Origin of the sequence: Enterococcus sp. AZ089, assembly GCF_050547225.1 — a bacterium.
Lineage (GTDB): Bacteria > Bacillota > Bacilli > Lactobacillales > Enterococcaceae > Enterococcus_D > Enterococcus_D entomosocium.
In genome coordinates, this window is record NZ_CP172954.1 from 3,150,581 (window position 1) to 3,166,793 (window position 16,213).

Consider the following 16,213-nt stretch of genomic DNA (forward strand, 5'->3'; position numbering starts at 1 on the left):
GCATTTTTCTTCCTTTATGTTAAAAATCGTAGTACAGAAGATAGGAAAATAAATATTCTCTTTTCCTTTCTTTCCCCCTTCATTTGATGAATAATAGAGAAAGATCGAGTATATAAGATGATACTAGATAGTTCAAATTCTCTTTTTTTACTAGAGAAAGATCGATACAAATAAAAAACAAAGTGAAGAAAAAAATACCTTTGCTTATTATCTTAAGTTTAAAAATAATATTGTTATAAAAAGCCCAAACCCAACTGTAAAAACATTTTGACACTTAATTTCAAGGCATTGTCAAAGACATTTGATCGTTAGAACACAGACATTGGCCTAAACTAATGATAGAAGGAGCGGATAAAATGAACTTAAGCAAACAAATAAAAAAACATCGGGAACGATTAAGTCTCTCTCAGGAAGGGCTGGCAGAAAAACTCTATGTCTCCCGACAAACGATCTCAAATTGGGAGAATGAAAAAAGTTATCCTGATGTTCACAACTTATTATTGCTCAGTGTTCTATTTGATGTTTCTTTAGATGAATTAGTCAAAGGGGATGTTGAACAAATGAAAGAAACGATTGAGAAAACAGCAATGGATCACTACACGAAAATAATGTTGGTCTTTACATTGTTGGCCGCATTATCTGTTGGGCCTGCTCTCTTTTTACCAGGACACTGGTGGATTGCCCCTCCTCTATGTTTTTGGCTCGTCTCCATGTATGCCGCATTGAAGATCGAAAAAATCAAGAAAACCCAAAATATCAAAACGTATAAAGAGATCGTTGCCTTCATGGAAAATCAAGACCTCGATGCCATTAGGAAAAAGCGGGACATCAAAAAAGATTTCCTCTCAAAAACAGTCATCGTCTTGGTCTTTGCCTTGATTGTCGGCATCATCGCATGGCTTAGTACACTGCCGCATTTACTGATGCGCTGATCAAAACACAGGTTGAAGCTGCTTTTATGATGAAGCCGCTTCAACCTGTGTTTTTTTCAATTCAATGATCTCATCCGCATAAACCAAGTTTTTCGGACGATGGGTAATCATGATGACTAGTTTATTTTTTAATTGGTCTTTGATCGCTGCAAAAAGCTTTTCTTCTGTTGCTTCATCTAAAGCCGATGTGGCTTCATCAAGGACAATGACTTCTGCGTTTGTGAAAAACAATCGGGCAAAAGCGATCCGCTGTTTTTCCCCACCAGAAAGGTTGGCTCCTTTTTCTCCAATTTCAGCAGACAGTCCTCCCTTGAGTGCCTGATAGAATGCGCCTAATTGACATTTTTCTAATACCGCTATGATTTCCTCGTCTGCGATTTCCTTATCAAAAATGATATTTTCTTTCAGCGTTCCTTGGAATATTGGCGCATCTTGCGATAGATAAAAGACATGCTGATAGTAATCATTTAAGTTGTAAGCAACTAAATTTTTGTGATTAATCAGGACCGCACCGGTCGTCGGCTGATACAAGCCTAAAATCGTTTTGACCAGCGTTGATTTTCCTGCGCCGCTTTCTCCTACTAACCCATAAATCGCTCCCCGCTTCAGCTCCAGTGTGCTATCGGTTAAGATTTTCTTTTCTTGAAGTATGACGGATAGATCCTTAACTGTGATGTAGTTGATGGTTTCAGACAATGCATCTCCTTGTGTTAATGCTTTGTCCTCTGGCAGATAGAAAAATTCATTTAACCGTGCAAAGGCAACTTTATCTAAGCTGTATTGAACAAAAATCACGTTAAATATTGCAACAGGCGTATAGATTCGATCCACATAAATAATCAGTGCTGCTAAACCGCCCAAGCTGACTGTAATCTGATTTGTGAATGCCAATACCACAATTGCGACTTTGATCAATGCGACTAAAACTGCAAAAAAACCAAAGAAAAACTCATGGATCATCGTCATTTTCGTCAAACGTTCTGTTGTGTCAGCAGACATATTTTTATATTGTGCGATCTCTTTTTCAAACCGTTTATTGATCCGAAACGTGACCATTTCCGTTAATCCGCGGATAAAGGTGCTGTTCATGGCTTCTTCTGAAACTAGCGCACGTTCTTTGAGAGAGCGTAAAACTTTCAAAAGCAAATTGGTCACGATAAACACCACTAGATAGCCCACAAGGATCGCTGGAATCAACCTTTTATCGATCATAGCAATAAAAGCTAAGTTAAACAGTGTTTCGGGAAGCAATTCTTTAAACAAGCGTCCATAAAAATTCAAATGGATATTTCTGCCAGCCGCTGCTCCTGCTTCGGTTTTCTGTAAGAGTGCTCCAGAGCCGATTTGTAAGTATTCGGAATAGGCAATCTTGCTGATTTTTACTAAAGCTTGTTCTTTGAGATAGAAATACATGCTGTTGTGCAATTTTGTTTTTGGTTTCTGCTCGAGATAGGACAAGAGCGGTACCAGTACAAGCGTTAACCCATAGATAAAAACAACTGACCAATCAAATGTCTTGCCAAATGAATCGAGTAATTTTTGAAAATAAAAGACATTCGCAGCACTCAAAAATGAGACCGCAATTCCAATCCCAATATATACCGTCAATCCTTTTTTAAAATGCCGCCATAAATCAATCGCCATCGTAAGCTCCTTTTGCTGCAGTGTTCGTGAAAAAGTCGTGAGATAAATAAAATAACCGCTTTCAAAAGTATAATCTATTTTTCGCTTAATGGAAAGAACCGTATGAAAGATAGTGAGAAACCATTCCTCGGTCATCGAGAAAAACAAAAAAACCCCGCTCAAAGAGCGGGGCTAACGTTGTTGCCAACGATTGATTATTTGTTTAAAGCGTCTTTTGCTTGGTCAGCTAATGCAGTAAATGCTGTTGCATCGTTTACAGCCAAGTCAGCTAACATTTTGCGGTTGATGTCGATTTCAGCTAATTTCAAGCCGTGCATCAATTTTGAGTAGCTTAAGCCATTCATACGAGCCGCTGCGTTGATACGAGCGATCCACAATTTGCGGAAGTCGCGTTTCTTTTGACGACGATCGCGGTATGCGTAGTTGTATGAATTCATTACTTGTTCTTTTGCTGTTTTAAATAGAGTGTGTTTAGAACCGTAGTAACCTTTTGCTAATTTAAGCACTTTTTTACGACGTTTACGAGTTACTGTTCCACCTTTAACACGTGCCATGTATAATTCCTCCTAATATGAAAATCGATAATTGTTTGTATACGTGAAGCTTGGGTTACGCAATTATTTCATGCGTGCTAGTTGTTGACGGATACGTTTGTAATCGCCAGCTGAAACCATTGAAGCTTTACGCAATTGACGACGTTGTTTTTTTGTTTTGCCGTGGAAACGGTGACTGGTAAAGGCACGGAAGCGTTTCAATCCGCCGCCGCCAGTGCGTTTTACGCGTTTTGCTAATCCGCGGTGTGTTTTTTGTTTTGGCATAACTAATTTCCTCCTCAAAATCTTTCGTTATCTGACTTTAAACTGAAACTCAGTGAGTCATTATTTATCGTTTTTTGGTGCTAATACTAAGAACATACTGCGGCCATCCATTTTTGGCTTTTGCTCAACAGTTGCCAAATCAGCAGTTTCTTCCGCCAAACGATCTAACACTTTCTGACCAATTTCTTTATGGGTAATGGCACGGCCTTTGAAACGGATCGAAGCTTTCACTTTGTCCCCTTTTTCAAGGAATTTACGTGCATTACGCAATTTTGTGTTGAAATCATTGACGTCGATCGTTGGACTTAAACGAACCTCTTTAATGTTGATTACTTTTTGTTTCTTACGAGCTTCACGGTCTTTTTTCTGTTGCTCAAAGCGGAATTTCCCGTAATCCATAATTCTTGCTACTGGCGGCTTAGCATTTGGTGCCACCAATACCACATCAAGGTTTGCTCGTTCTGCAATTTGCAATGCTTCAGCTTTACTCTTTACACCAAGTTGTTCGCCGTTTTGATCAATCAAACGCAATTCACGTGCACGAATGCCGTCGTTTACCATCATATCCTTTGCTATGGTCATTCACCTCCGAGTTTTTTGAGAGAAAGAAAAGCTTGTCGATTCGAAATCAGACAATAAAAAAACGAGTTCTTCACGAACCCGCACGTACTCCACACAAATAAATAGTAGGAATCCTATTCTGCCCAGCGATATCTTCACTCAGGCGAGAAGCGGGTGCTTCTGCTTTTATTTCTCAACTTTTATAGTATACTGCTTTTTCCTCTTATTGTCAACAGTTTTCATGATTGTTTCAAAAAAAAAAAGCCGGAGCATACGCTCCGACTTTCGTGTTTCTTATTCTGCTTTCAACGCAGCCATCGTGATGTAGTTGTATGGTTGATTGAAGTGAGGCAAGAAGAAGATATCTAATAGCTTCATCTTGTCGATCGTTACGCCTTCTTCGATCGCTAGTGAGAACATGTGGATGCCCATTGCGATTTCAGATGTACGTGACGCCATTTGTGCACCAACGATGCGGCGTGTTTCTTCTTCATAGACGATACGGATCTTAACTGTCGCATTTTCTTTCATGAAGCCTGGTTTTTGGGTATCTTCGTAATCGGAGTATTTCACTTTCATGCCATTACGTTCGGCAGCTTCTACTGACAAGCCAGTTGAAACCATGTTGTAGCCGAAGATCGAAATCCCGTTTGATCCTTGAACACCTGTTGATTCTAAAGAAGTTCCACCGATATTATGGGCAGCGACGATCCCTGAACGTACGGCATTCGTTGCTAATGCGATATACGTTGTTTGTTGCAAAGCATTTGAGTACACAGTTGCACAGTCACCGACTGCGTAAACATCTGCATCGCTTGTCCGTTGATGGCGGTCCACTAAGTACGCGCCGTTAGCAAACAATTCCAAATGATCTTTGCCTAGCTCATTGTTTGGTAAGAAACCGATCGCATTGATCACTAGATCAACTGGGTATTCGCCGTTGTCTGTTACAACTGCTTCTACTTTCTCTGTTCCTTTGTATTCACGTGCTAATTCACCGAAATGCAATTCAATGCCATTGTCAGCTAAGTTTTTGTCCATATCTTCTGTGAACCATTTGTCGTAGTAGTTTGGCAATGCCCGTGTCGCTGCATCAAAAAGCAACACATTTTTACCACGGCGTTTTGCTGCTTCAGCAATTTCAACACCGATGTAACCAGCACCGATAACGGCAACGTTTTTCACGTCTTCTGAGGCTAACTCTTTATCAACCGTTTGTCCATCTTGGAATTTTTTCAAGAAATGGATGTTTTTCAAGTCACGTCCAGGTACTTTGGGTGAGATCGGAACAGATCCAGTTGCGATGACAACTTTGTCATAAGATTCAACGATCGTTTCACCTTCACTGGTCACAGCGTGTACTTCTTTTTTCTCAAAATCGATATGGTCAACCACTGTTTCCATATGGATTTTTGCACCTTTTGCTTCAAAATCTTCACGTTTTGTATAGAACAAGCCTTCGTATGAATCGATTTGACGTCCAACCCATAAAGCAGTCCCACAACCTAGGTAGCTTAAGTTTGTATTACGGTCGATCATTACGACCTCTTGGTCTTTGTAGTTATCTAATAGTGTATTGGCAGCAGCAATCCCCGCGTGGTTTGCACCGATAATAACTGTTTTTGTCATGGAAAATTTCCTCCTTTTGTTTACATTGTCATTATAGCTCGCTTGTGAATTTGAAAACTATCAACTTTTTCGCGATTTTAAAAATTTGTGACAGTTTTTCGTTGATATACGTCACTTTCAGCGGGTTAAGTTTCTATATCAAAATTATTTTCGTCTTGCAAGTAAAAAGATTGTGAAAAAATATGTATTAAAAATCAAAGATTTTCCTTGTTATAAAAGCATTCTGCAAACCGATTGAATAAATTTCACAATACCCTGCCGCTTTTTCGTAACTATCGCGGCATCGATTCGCCGTGTTATACTGAGAGAAAAACATACAGGATGGGATCTTGATGAAGAAAAAAATCGTATTGCCACTACCGCCCTTATTGTCGGCATTAGAGCCACAGGATTTTTATTTAGAAGAAGAACTGCTTTTCGAAGGGGGGGTGTTCGAAGGCGGTGATTATAGCTATGATACTTGCAAAAACCTTATCTTGAAGCAATGTCATTTCAAGAAAGTGACGATGCAAAAAACACGCTTGAGTCAATGGGAATGTCAAAATGTCCTCTTTGAGAACTGCGATTTTTCTAATCTGGAATGTTTTGGTGCCAGCTTTCATCGTGTTCACTTTAAACAGTGTAAATTGACTGGTACGAATTTTGCGGAAAGCTATTTCCGTGACTGTACCTTTGAAGATTGCGTGGCAAACTTTGCTTCTTTTAGCAATACCAATTTACGGACGATGCTGTTTCGTCAGTGCCAACTAAACGACAGTGAGTTTTATGAGATGGATTGGAAACACTTGACGCTACAAGAAAACCAGTTGAACAATAGCAACTGGTTTCACACAAAATTAGCAACTTTAGATTTTCGGACCAATCAATTTCAAAAGATCGCGTTGTCCTTTGAACACTTGCGAGGACTAACAGTCGATCAAGAACAAGCCTTGGTCATCGCCGCCGGTCTAGGTTTGGTGATCGACTAACGAATTCTGCGCCATAAAGCAATCAACATCCAGACGGATAACACTAAACTGATCAACAAGGCAATACCCCAACCGAAAATACTATTGGTAAAAGGCAGCGGAACATTCATGCCAAAGAAACTGGTGACGATGGAAGGCACAGTCAATAAGAGGGACCAAACGGTCAAAAACTTCATGGTATCATTCAAGTTATTGTTTAATAGATTATTGTAGGTACCAGACAATTGTTCCAAAATTTGGAATGCCAGTTGGGTCATTTCCACTGCCTGTTTGGCTTCGATCAAGGCATCATCCAGTTGTTCCCGCTCATCATCATCCATCAAACGATAAATGGATAATGCTTTGATTTGCTCCAAGAGGACCGCATTTTGTTTCGTGGCAGACACTAAAAAAACCAGTCCAACTTCCAAATCAGACATTTGCAGTAAGTTTTTATTGGTTGTTTTTTCCCGTAGTCGCTGATTCAAGCGAATCCGCTCACTATTGACTTCTTCGACTAACGGAAAAAACGTGCCAGAAATCAAGAACAAGCTTTGAAACAAAAAATGAATGGGCGTTTGCAGCGGGTTTTGCAGGATCAAGCGCTCCATCATTGGAATCACATAACGGGTATTGTGGGATGCAAAAGTAAAGAGTTGCTTCCTTTTTAAAATAAACGTCATCGGGCTGGTCTCAAAATGATTTTCACGCTTTTCTTGCTGAGGTACATTGAAAACCAGCAGCAATGCTTCCTCTTCGGCATCATATTCGACCCGCGCGCGTTCGTTTTTATCTAAAGAGTACGTAAGCATCTCGTCAGACAAATGATATTGTTTTTGCAGTGCCATCACGCTTTTTGCGTCTTGTTGGTCGACTTGAATCCATTCATAGTTTCCGTCATAAAAGACATGTTTGTTTTCCACAATCCATCCTCCACTCTTGCTTTCTTCTATTATAAAAGAAAACAGCCAGAAGCCCAATCAAAGGACTTTCCTGGCTGTATTGGCTATTACTTATTTACGGGCGTCTTTCAAGGCCTCTTCCACCATCGTTAAAACGGCCTGTGCCGCTTGCGGGTCTTCGACAAAATTGAATTGATCGCCATCGATCTGGATCTTTGGACTCTCATTGTACTCTTCGTACCATTGATCGTAGCGTTTGTTCAACTCTTTGTAATAGTCGTATAACGAAGGATCAAAGGTCAACTGCTCATATTCCCGCCCACGTTTTTCAATACGCTCGAGCATCGTTTCAAAAGAAACGCGAATATGCACCAAAAGATCTGGATGCTTTTTGTGGGCTGCATACGGCAGCTCTTCTAACATATTGGCTAACAATTCATCATAGACTTTGACCTCGGTATCGGTCGCTCGCCCAAGGTCCGCATTTAAATGGAACAACAGTGAATCCTCATAAATGGAACGGTCCAGGACGTTATTGTCGTCTTTCATGGCTTGCTTGATACTTTCAAATCGTTTATTTAAGAAATAGATTTGCAGTAAAAACGCATATTTATTTGGATCTGCATAAAATAATGGTAACACTTCATTGTCATCGATCGATTCATAAAAGGCTTGACTGCCAAAATGATTGGCGATCAATGCGGTCAAACTTGATTTACCGGCACCAATCGTTCCTGCTAATACGATCACGCTCATATCCCCCAACTCACTCATCACTAAATATTGTATGTTGCATTTGCGATATCAACTATACAACACTATATCTTGTGCCGTCAACTGAAACTTTTGAAGCACAGATTAAGAATTTTTTCAATAAAAGTTTAAAGATTTTTGCTTTTTTTTGAAATCTCATACGGAATGCTTAACGAAAGAGCCTTCTTCTAGTAAAATAGGAAAGGATCTTTAATTAAATTGTGTTTTTGTCAGGAGATAGTTACAATTGACTGACAAACGATAAATGAATCATGTGGGGTAAGCTCCCTAGAGAAATGAGGAAAATAATGTCAATTGGTACTGGCATAGCTACAGGAAAAATCATCTTAATGGGTGAACATTCAGTTGTTTACGGTGAACCAGCAATTGCTTTCCCTTTTGCGGGAGCAAAAGTACAAGTCGAGATCACAGCAAATGAAACAAACACCTTGATTTCAAGTTACTATCACGGTCTGCTTGAAGAAGTCCCTAGCCACTTAAAAAATGTCAAAGACTTGCTGCATCGTCTGCAACAAGACTTCCACACGGGTCCTTTTGCAACCTCCATCGTCAGCACTATTCCTTCTGAACGGGGAATGGGTTCTAGCGCGGCGGTCGCTGTTGCACTGACTCGCGCTTTTTTTGATTGGATCAAAAAAGACTTTACAAAAGAAGAATTGATGACCTATGTCAACTTTTCTGAAAAAATCGCTCACGGCAATCCTAGCGGGATCGATGCTGCAGCAGCTAGCGGGACGGATGCCATTTACTTTATCAAAGGGCATCCCATCACTTCGTTTCCCCTCACGATCGACGGTTATTTGCTCGTCGCTGATACTGGAATCAAAGGGCAAACGAGAGAAGCAGTCAAAAGTGTCGCCCATCTTTTTGAAACCAGCAAGCAGCTGGCTAGTCAAGCGATCCAGCGTTTAGGGATCGAAACCAAAAGAGCCAAAGAGGCCATCATAGCCAATCAATTAGAAGTATTAGGCGAAAGCATGAACAATGCCCATCAGGCACTGCAGCAGTTAGGGGTCAGCAATCAGCAACTGGATCAGTTGGTTTCCTTAGCATTGGCACACGGGGCTTACGGGGCGAAGCTGACCGGCGGGGGCCGGGGCGGCTGTATGATCGCACTAACCAAAACGAAGGAACAGGCTGAGAATATCAGCCGTATTTTATTGTCCGATGGCGCTCGTGCGGCATGGATACAAGGATTAGGAGTTTATGAACATGTATAAGGGAAAGGCTCGCGCCTACACGAATATCGCATTGATCAAGTATTGGGGAAAACAAGACGAAACCTTCATTTTACCGATGAACAATAGTTTGTCCCTGACCCTCGATGCCTTTTACACAGAAACAACGGTGGCTTTTTCACCCGATTTTACACAGGATCGCTTTACGCTGGATGGCGTGGTGCAAACAGACGCTGCCACAAAAAAAGTTGCGGACTTTTTGGATCTGGTACGAAAAAAAGCGGACTGCCCGTGGTATGCCACGGTGGAAAGTCAAAACTTCGTCCCAACCGCTGCCGGACTTGCCTCTTCTGCCAGTGGATTAGCGGCATTGGCGGGTGCCTGTAGTGAAGCACTGGACTTAAACTTGTCAGAGCAAGAGTTATCCCGTTTGGCCCGTCGCGGTTCTGGTTCGGCTTGTCGGAGTATCTACGGCGGTTTTGCTGAATGGCATCAAGGCACCGATGAGACTTCTTTTGCCACCCAAGTGCCGTCGAATGGCTGGGAAGAAGAATTGAGTATGATTTTTATTTTGATCAACGCACAAGCCAAAGAAGTCTCCAGTCGTGAGGGGATGCGCCGAACCGTTGAAACCTCTAGCTTTTATCCAGGCTGGCTTTCTGCCACTGCGAGCGATCTCGTGAAAATGAAACAAGCGATTGCCGAAAAAGACTTTACTGCTTTAGGTGAAACGACCGAGGCCAACGCCTTGAAAATGCATGGAACGACCTTAGCCGCCGAACCACCTTTTACTTATTGGTCTTCTGAATCTTTGCGAGCCATGGAATGTGTCCGAATGCTGCGAAAAAAAGGATTGGCTTGCTATTTCACGATGGATGCTGGTCCCAATGTCAAAGTTTTATGCCAAAAACAAGAAGAACAAACGATTTTACGTGAATTAAGTGCTCACTTTGCCTCAGAACAATTAGTAACTGCTCATGCGGGCAAAGGATTAGCCTTTTTACCGGTGGAAGAATCTTCCCCTATCAACTAAGAAGCCATTAAGAAGCCATCGATTAGGAGTGTCGAAATGATTGAACTATCCGTTCCTGGAAAACTATTTATTGCTGGTGAATACGCTGTTGTCGAACCTGGTCATCCTGCAATCATCGTTGCCGTTGACCAATTTATTACGGTCAATGTGGAAGAGGCCCGTAAAAACGGCAGCATCCAGTCTGCCCAATACAGCGACCTGCCGATTCGCTGGACGCGTCGCAAAGGCGAATTAGTCTTAGACCATCGGGATAATCCTTTCCACTATATTTTGGCAGCCATTCGTCTGACGGAAAAATATGCCCAAGAAAAAGGCATTCCCCTTTCCTTTTACGATTTAAAAGTGACCAGTGAACTGGATAACTCGAACGGCCGCAAATATGGCCTCGGTTCCAGCGGCGCCGTGACTGTTGCCACGGTCAAAGCATTGAATCTGTACTATCAAATGGAAATGGATCGGTTGACCCAATTCAAAATTGCGGCTCTTGCCCATCTCGCTGTTCAAGGCAATGGGTCTTGCGGTGATATTGCAGCCTCTTGTTATGGCGGCTGGATCGCTTTTTCAACCTTCGATCACGACTGGGTCTTAGCCAAACAAAAGGACCATACCTTAACAGAATTGATCGCTTTCGATTGGCCAGGATTATCGATCCGTCCCTTGACGGTTCCGAAATCGCTTCGACTATTGATTGGTTGGACAGGCTCTCCTGCCTCTACTTCTGATTTAGTGGATCAAGTCTATCAATCCAAAGAAGAAAAAGAAAACGCCTATGCCGCCTTTTTAGCAGCCAGCAAAGACTGCGTCAATCGATTGATCGACGGCTTCTTAAATGAAGACAGTCGCACGATCAAAAAAATGATCACGGAAAATCGAAAGCTCCTGCGAGAGTTGTCTGCACTAACTGGTGTACCGATTGAAACCCCCGCACTTAAAAAGCTTTGTGATCTAGCAGAAAATTATTGTGGCGCAGCCAAATCTTCTGGTGCCGGCGGTGGCGATTGCGGCATCGTGATCGTTGACCAGAAAACCGGTATTTTACCATTGATGAGTGCGTGGGAAAAAGCCGAGATCACCCCATTGCCGCTGCATGTTTACCATTACCGGGAGGACCTATCATGAATCGAAAAGATGAACATGTTTCCTTAGCAAAAGCGTTTCATAAAGAACACAGCAACGATTTTGATGCAGTTCGCTTGGTCCACCAGTCCTTTCCGCAAATTGACGTGGCTGATGTGGCAATTACGACGACTGTCTTTGACCGCTCATTTTCCAGCCCTTTTTTCATCAATGCCATGACAGGCGGCAGTGAAAAAACCTTAAAAATCAATCAAGAGTTAGCAGAGATCGCGCAAGCCTGTGATTTGATGATGGCAACCGGCTCCGTTTCGGCTGCCTTAAAAGACCCAAGTGTCGCCGATTCTTTCCGCATCGTCCGCAAAGCCAATCCTGACGGCTTCTTATTAGCCAATATTGGTGCGGGCAGTCCCGTTGAAAATGCACAACGGGCAGTAGAACTGTTTGGCGCCGACGCCTTGCAGATCCATCTTAATGCACCACAAGAATTAGTGATGCCCGAAGGCGATCGTCAATTTAGCCAATGGCTGTCCTTATTGGAAAAAACGATTGCTTCCGTTGCCGTTCCGGTTGTCATCAAAGAAGTCGGCTTTGGGATGTCCCGTGAAACGATCCAGCAGTTACTGGCGATCGGCGTACAAACGATTGATGTTGCTGGTAGCGGCGGCACAAGTTTTACGCAAATCGAAAATGCTCGTCGAAAAAAACGTGAATTGGCGTATCTTGATACCTTCGGCCAATCCACCGTGATTTCCTTGCTGGAAGCAAATGAGATCCAACAGCCCTTTACCCGCATCGCTTCAGGCGGCGTTCGGGATGCTTACGATATCTTCAAAGCACTTTGCCTTGGTGCGGATAGCGTAGGACTATCCGCCACGATCCTCGTGCTGCTTTTGTCAAAAGGCAAAGAAGAAACCATCGCCACCTTACAATCATGGAAGGAACAGCTGCAGCTGCTCTACACAATGGCAGGACAGACAAGCACTAAAGACCTCACCAAGGTTCAGCTGATTTTTTCTGGCGCTGTCAAAGAGTGGTGTGAAGCACGTCAAATTCCCTTAGCAAAGTATAGTTTGCGTTGAGAGATCCAATCGCTGACTACCACATCAAATAAGTAAAAGCAGTACAATTCGTTTTTTATTGTGCTGCTTTTTTTGTGTTCTTTTTTCTATAATAGTGAGTTTCCATTTATCATTTGGATAGTAGCGTTATTTAATCGCTACTTGATAATCACTTTCATTATCAGGTACGTTGTTTTTTTACCATCTTGTTTTCGAATGTGCTATGCTCAAGTTGAGGGAGGAACAATCGATTGTTTCTTGAGAAAAGGATCGGTTTTTTCATTCCTAGACTACATTCAAAAGGAGGCGTTTCTTATGAGTAAATCCGAATCGTCGGCTGTTTTTTCAACGATTGCTTGTTTGCTATTGATGGCAACTGGCTTTCTTATGGCATCTTTTTCCATTCCTTATAGCTTTGTCCCTTATCTGTTAGCGATTCTTGCCGGGGGTTGGAAACAAACCTGGGAAGGCACGCAAGAATTGGTGCACGACAAACGGTTGAACGTCGATCTACTGATGGCGTTAGCCGCCATTGGTGCCTGTATCATTGGGCATTGGTTTGAAGGGGCGATGCTGACCTTTATCTTTTGTTTGAGCGGTGCCCTTGAGGAATATACGACCAACAAAAGTACGCGAGAAATTAGTTCATTAATGGCACTGCAACCAACGACTGCCTTAAAAATGATTGAATCTGGGGAGCTCGTCGAAGTACCAGTCGAAGCCCTTCAGTTAAAAGATACGATTATGGTGGCAAAAGGCAGTGCGATCCCGATCGACGGTATCGTGATCCAAGGAACCAGCAGTGTCGATGAGGCGGCCATCAGTGGCGAATCCATTCCTGTCGAGAAACGTTTAGGCAGTGAAGTCTTTGGGGGAACCATCAACCTTGGGCAGCCATTGTACATTGAAGTTACTCAAACGAGTGAAAACACCCGCTTTGCAAAAATCATTCAATTGGTGGAAGAAGCGCAGCAAATGCCAAGTCAAACGGCGACCCTGATCGAAAAAATCGAACGGATCTATGTGCCGATCGTCCTGATCGCCGTCCCACTAATGATCGTTTTGTGTACGTTTTTCACGAATTGGGGGTTCCAAGAAAGTTTTTATCGTGGCATGGTCTTACTAGTAGTGGCATCCCCTTGTGCCTTAGTCGCCTCTGCTACTCCTGCGACGTTAGCAGCCATTTCTCACGCTGCTCGTTTGGGCGTTTTATGCAAAGGCGGACAAGCCTTGGATGCCTTTGCCAATGTCAAAGCGATCGCTTTTGACAAAACCGGAACGCTGACTCGAGGCAAACCTGCTGTTACTGATGTTCATCTGTTGCTGGATGAACCCTTTATTCCCCAACTGATCGTCGGGATGGAAAAACAATCAAATCACCCATTGGCTGAAGCGATCTTGGCGTATTTTCACGATGAAAAGCCATTGGAATTAGCCGTGGAAGAACAAGCGGGGATCGGTCTAGCCGCCACTTACCAAGCTGCCCATTGGACGATTGGAAAAGAAGTCGATTTAACCTCTGTTGCTGCCAGTGAGCAAACCCGCATCCAAGAATTGAAAGCAGCCGGAAAAACCTTGATTTATATCAATCGAGACCGTGTATTAGCAGGGTATTTAGCACTATTGGATCAGCCCCGTCCTGAAGCTCGTGAGAGTCTTGCCTACTTCAATAAGCAAGGAATTCACACGACGATGCTGACGGGTGATCATTTAGGTACTGCTAAAGTGATCGCAGCAGAAATCGGCTTGTCTGACTACGAAAGTGATTGCCTGCCTGATGAGAAAACCACTCGGATCAAAGAAATGAAAGAAACCTACCAAATCAATGCGATGGTCGGTGATGGGATCAATGATGCCCCCGCCTTAGCGACCGCAAGTGTAGGGATCGCGATGGGCGAAGGAACAGATGTCGCAATGGATGTGGCGGACATCGTCTTGATGAAAAATGATTTGCTGCGTTTGGTCGACAGTCACCGTTTGGCTAAGAAATTACAGCGGATCATCAAACAAAACATCGTCTTTTCTATCAGTGTCATCTTGTTGCTGATCGCTTCAAACTTCCTTGAATTTCTCACGCTACCTCTAGGGGTCGTGGGTCATGAAGGAAGCACGATCTTAGTTATCTTAAACGGATTGCGTATGCTTTTGCCATTACACAAAGAAACACCCCAGCAAGCCAAACCAACCCGCAAAGATTGCGATGATTGTGTCTTGTATCAACAGTCTTTGCATACGTGACCACTATTTGCACTAGCAAAAACGCCCATTGTTGGCACTTCACTAGAAGTCCATCAACGGGCGTTTTGCTGTTTTTTCTACTTATGCTTGATTGGCAAGTTGTTCCGTGTAGAGTTTGCCATCGTACATCTTAAAGAATGGATAATAGCAGAGAATGGAAACCCCTAAGTTGATCAAAGCGATCAGGATGGCTCGGAAATCACCGCCGGTTCCTAAAAACGCCCCTATGCCCACCGGTGAAATCCAGGGAATTCCCGTAATGACTTTATCGACAAAGCCAAACGAGCTAGCAAAGTAAGCAATCGTCACGTTGATCAAAGGTGTTACGATAAAGGGGATGATCAAATACGGATTGTAGACGATCGGTGCCCCGAAGATCACTGGTTCATTGATGTTAAAAAGCCCCGGTAAGATCGCTGCTTTTCCTAAGACTTTGAGCTGTTGTGATTTTGCCACAAACAGCATCAATAAAACCAATCCAAGTGTACTTCCTGCGCCGCCCATAAAAATATACATGTTCACAAAATCCCCAGCAAAAATATTATTGGCACCATCGATATTTTCAGTTAGAGCCACCAATAGGATGGGATTGATGAAACTATTTTTAATAACTGCCGTCCCATGAACCCCCACTGCCCATAAGAGGTGGATAAGGAGCATAATCACGATGATTCCTAACCAAGAACCCGTCAACTCCTTCACGAATTCAAATGGTTTGGATAGCAATCCGTGAAGATCCGTGTGGAAAACCGCCAGTACTCCATTGATCGCCACCATCAAAAAGGCAATCAAAATCGCTGGGATCAATGACGCAAATGCTTTGCTGACTCCATCGGGAACTCCTTCAGGCATCTGGATGGTGATCTTTCTTTTTACACAAAAACGATAGACTGACGTAGCAAGTACTGCAGTGATAATCCCGATGAAGATCCCTACTCCACTGAAGCGAGTGATCCAACCGCCTAAAGCGACCCCATTATAAACAATGGCGGTTTCGCTTTCTGACTGCAGCAATTGTGCCGCACCATCTGTGATATCGACTTGGACGATCGTCATTAAAAAGGCAAACAAACTTAATAACGCCCCTACAAAACTGCTCATAGTCAAATGCTCTTCTTTATGATAAATCTCAGTTAAATAATACCCTGTTGCTAAACAATAAAAAACAGCAATCGAGCCAACAGACATGGTAGTTACGACACTATAAAGTGGTGAAAATCGTAAAATCGTTTGTTCAAAAAAGCCAGCCAGTGGTGGAATGATTTGTGGTAAATTATTGATGATTAAAAAAATCGATCCGACGATCGTAAAAGGGACCGTAATGATCCCTGCTTGCATGATTGCGCGAATAAAGCGTAAATTCGCCAACTTATTCAAAGGCGGCATCAAACGCGTTTCTAAAAAGGTAAAAACACTTGTCAT

At 42.7% G+C, this 16,213-nt stretch carries 15 protein-coding genes and 1 other annotated feature; of the genes, 7 read left to right on the top strand and 8 right to left on the bottom strand.

The features are described 5' to 3' along the window. Positions 1–356 precede the first annotated feature (356 nt). Positions 357–932, top strand: coding sequence for a helix-turn-helix transcriptional regulator (locus IGJ01_RS14575; protein ID WP_244732456.1), 576 nt, complete (start codon positions 357–359; stop codon positions 930–932). Positions 933–956: 24 nt separating this feature from the next. Here IGJ01_RS14575 and IGJ01_RS14580 read toward each other — a convergent pair whose 3' ends face one another. From IGJ01_RS14580 to nox, 5 genes are all read right to left on the bottom strand, one after another. Next, the gene (locus tag IGJ01_RS14580) at positions 957–2,576 is read right to left on the bottom strand and encodes an ABC transporter ATP-binding protein (protein ID WP_244732458.1); all 1,620 of its coding nucleotides are present in this window, start codon (positions 2,574–2,576) and stop codon (positions 957–959) included. Positions 2,577–2,770: 194 nt separating this feature from the next. Continuing rightward, entirely contained in the window at positions 2,771–3,130 is a 360-nt protein-coding gene (gene rplT, locus IGJ01_RS14585) for a 50S ribosomal protein L20 (RefSeq protein WP_003128653.1), read from the bottom strand. A gap of 63 nt (positions 3,131–3,193) precedes the next feature. Continuing rightward, positions 3,194–3,394: a 50S ribosomal protein L35 gene (gene rpmI / locus IGJ01_RS14590; RefSeq protein ID WP_003128650.1), complete on the bottom strand. Its 201-nt coding sequence runs from the start codon at positions 3,392–3,394 to the stop codon at positions 3,194–3,196. A gap of 60 nt (positions 3,395–3,454) precedes the next feature. Next, positions 3,455–3,976: a translation initiation factor IF-3 gene (infC, locus tag IGJ01_RS14595; RefSeq protein ID WP_005228103.1), complete on the bottom strand. Its 522-nt coding sequence runs from the start codon at positions 3,974–3,976 to the stop codon at positions 3,455–3,457. A 47-nt stretch (positions 3,977–4,023) separates the two neighbouring features. Further along, positions 4,024–4,147, bottom strand: a sequence feature (ribosomal protein L20 leader region). A gap of 102 nt (positions 4,148–4,249) precedes the next feature. After that, positions 4,250–5,584 carry a H2O-forming NADH oxidase gene (nox, locus tag IGJ01_RS14600; RefSeq protein ID WP_081117741.1) on the bottom strand — a complete coding sequence of 445 codons (1,335 nt, stop codon included), beginning with the start codon at positions 5,582–5,584 and terminating at the stop codon, positions 4,250–4,252. Positions 5,585–5,916: 332 nt separating this feature from the next. On the opposite strand from nox, the gene IGJ01_RS14605 reads away from it, so the two are divergent. Next, positions 5,917–6,552 (top strand): pentapeptide repeat-containing protein, encoded by a 636-nt coding sequence (locus tag IGJ01_RS14605; protein ID WP_005233801.1) that lies wholly within the window; start codon positions 5,917–5,919, stop codon positions 6,550–6,552. On the opposite strand, the gene IGJ01_RS14610 is transcribed toward IGJ01_RS14605, so the two are convergent. Next, complete coding sequence (locus tag IGJ01_RS14610) at positions 6,549–7,454, bottom strand: magnesium transporter CorA family protein (protein WP_008379505.1); 906 nt, start codon at positions 7,452–7,454, stop codon at positions 6,549–6,551. The two genes, IGJ01_RS14605 and IGJ01_RS14610, sit on opposite strands and share 4 nt — an antisense overlap. A 90-nt stretch (positions 7,455–7,544) precedes the next feature. After that, positions 7,545–8,189, bottom strand: coding sequence for a deoxynucleoside kinase (locus IGJ01_RS14615; RefSeq protein WP_008379503.1), 645 nt, complete (start codon positions 8,187–8,189; stop codon positions 7,545–7,547). A 305-nt stretch (positions 8,190–8,494) separates the two neighbouring features. On the opposite strand from IGJ01_RS14615, the gene mvk reads away from it, so the two are divergent. The 5 genes from mvk (at position 8,495) to IGJ01_RS14640 (ending at position 14,791) form a co-directional block, all read left to right on the top strand. Beyond that, positions 8,495–9,427, top strand: a complete 933-nt coding sequence (mvk, locus tag IGJ01_RS14620) for a mevalonate kinase (RefSeq protein ID WP_196043781.1) — start codon at positions 8,495–8,497, stop codon at positions 9,425–9,427. Then, positions 9,420–10,418: a diphosphomevalonate decarboxylase gene (gene mvaD / locus IGJ01_RS14625; protein ID WP_060791519.1), complete on the top strand. Its 999-nt coding sequence runs from the start codon at positions 9,420–9,422 to the stop codon at positions 10,416–10,418. The genes mvk and mvaD overlap by 8 nt, the downstream gene beginning before the upstream one ends. Before the next feature lie 36 nt (positions 10,419–10,454). Then, positions 10,455–11,537 (top strand): phosphomevalonate kinase, encoded by a 1,083-nt coding sequence (locus tag IGJ01_RS14630; RefSeq protein ID WP_005233792.1) that lies wholly within the window; start codon positions 10,455–10,457, stop codon positions 11,535–11,537. Continuing rightward, on the top strand, positions 11,534–12,574 hold the full coding sequence (gene fni, locus IGJ01_RS14635; RefSeq protein WP_060791520.1) for a type 2 isopentenyl-diphosphate Delta-isomerase: 1,041 nt from the start codon (positions 11,534–11,536) through the stop codon (positions 12,572–12,574). Before IGJ01_RS14630 ends, fni begins: the two co-directional genes overlap by 4 nt. 294 nt (positions 12,575–12,868) lie before the next feature. Then, on the top strand, positions 12,869–14,791 hold the full coding sequence (locus IGJ01_RS14640; RefSeq protein ID WP_221928391.1) for a heavy metal translocating P-type ATPase: 1,923 nt from the start codon (positions 12,869–12,871) through the stop codon (positions 14,789–14,791). Positions 14,792–14,872: 81 nt separating this feature from the next. On the opposite strand, the gene celB is transcribed toward IGJ01_RS14640, so the two are convergent. Then, positions 14,873–16,213: a PTS cellobiose transporter subunit IIC gene (celB, locus tag IGJ01_RS14645; protein WP_034872146.1), complete on the bottom strand. Its 1,341-nt coding sequence runs from the start codon at positions 16,211–16,213 to the stop codon at positions 14,873–14,875.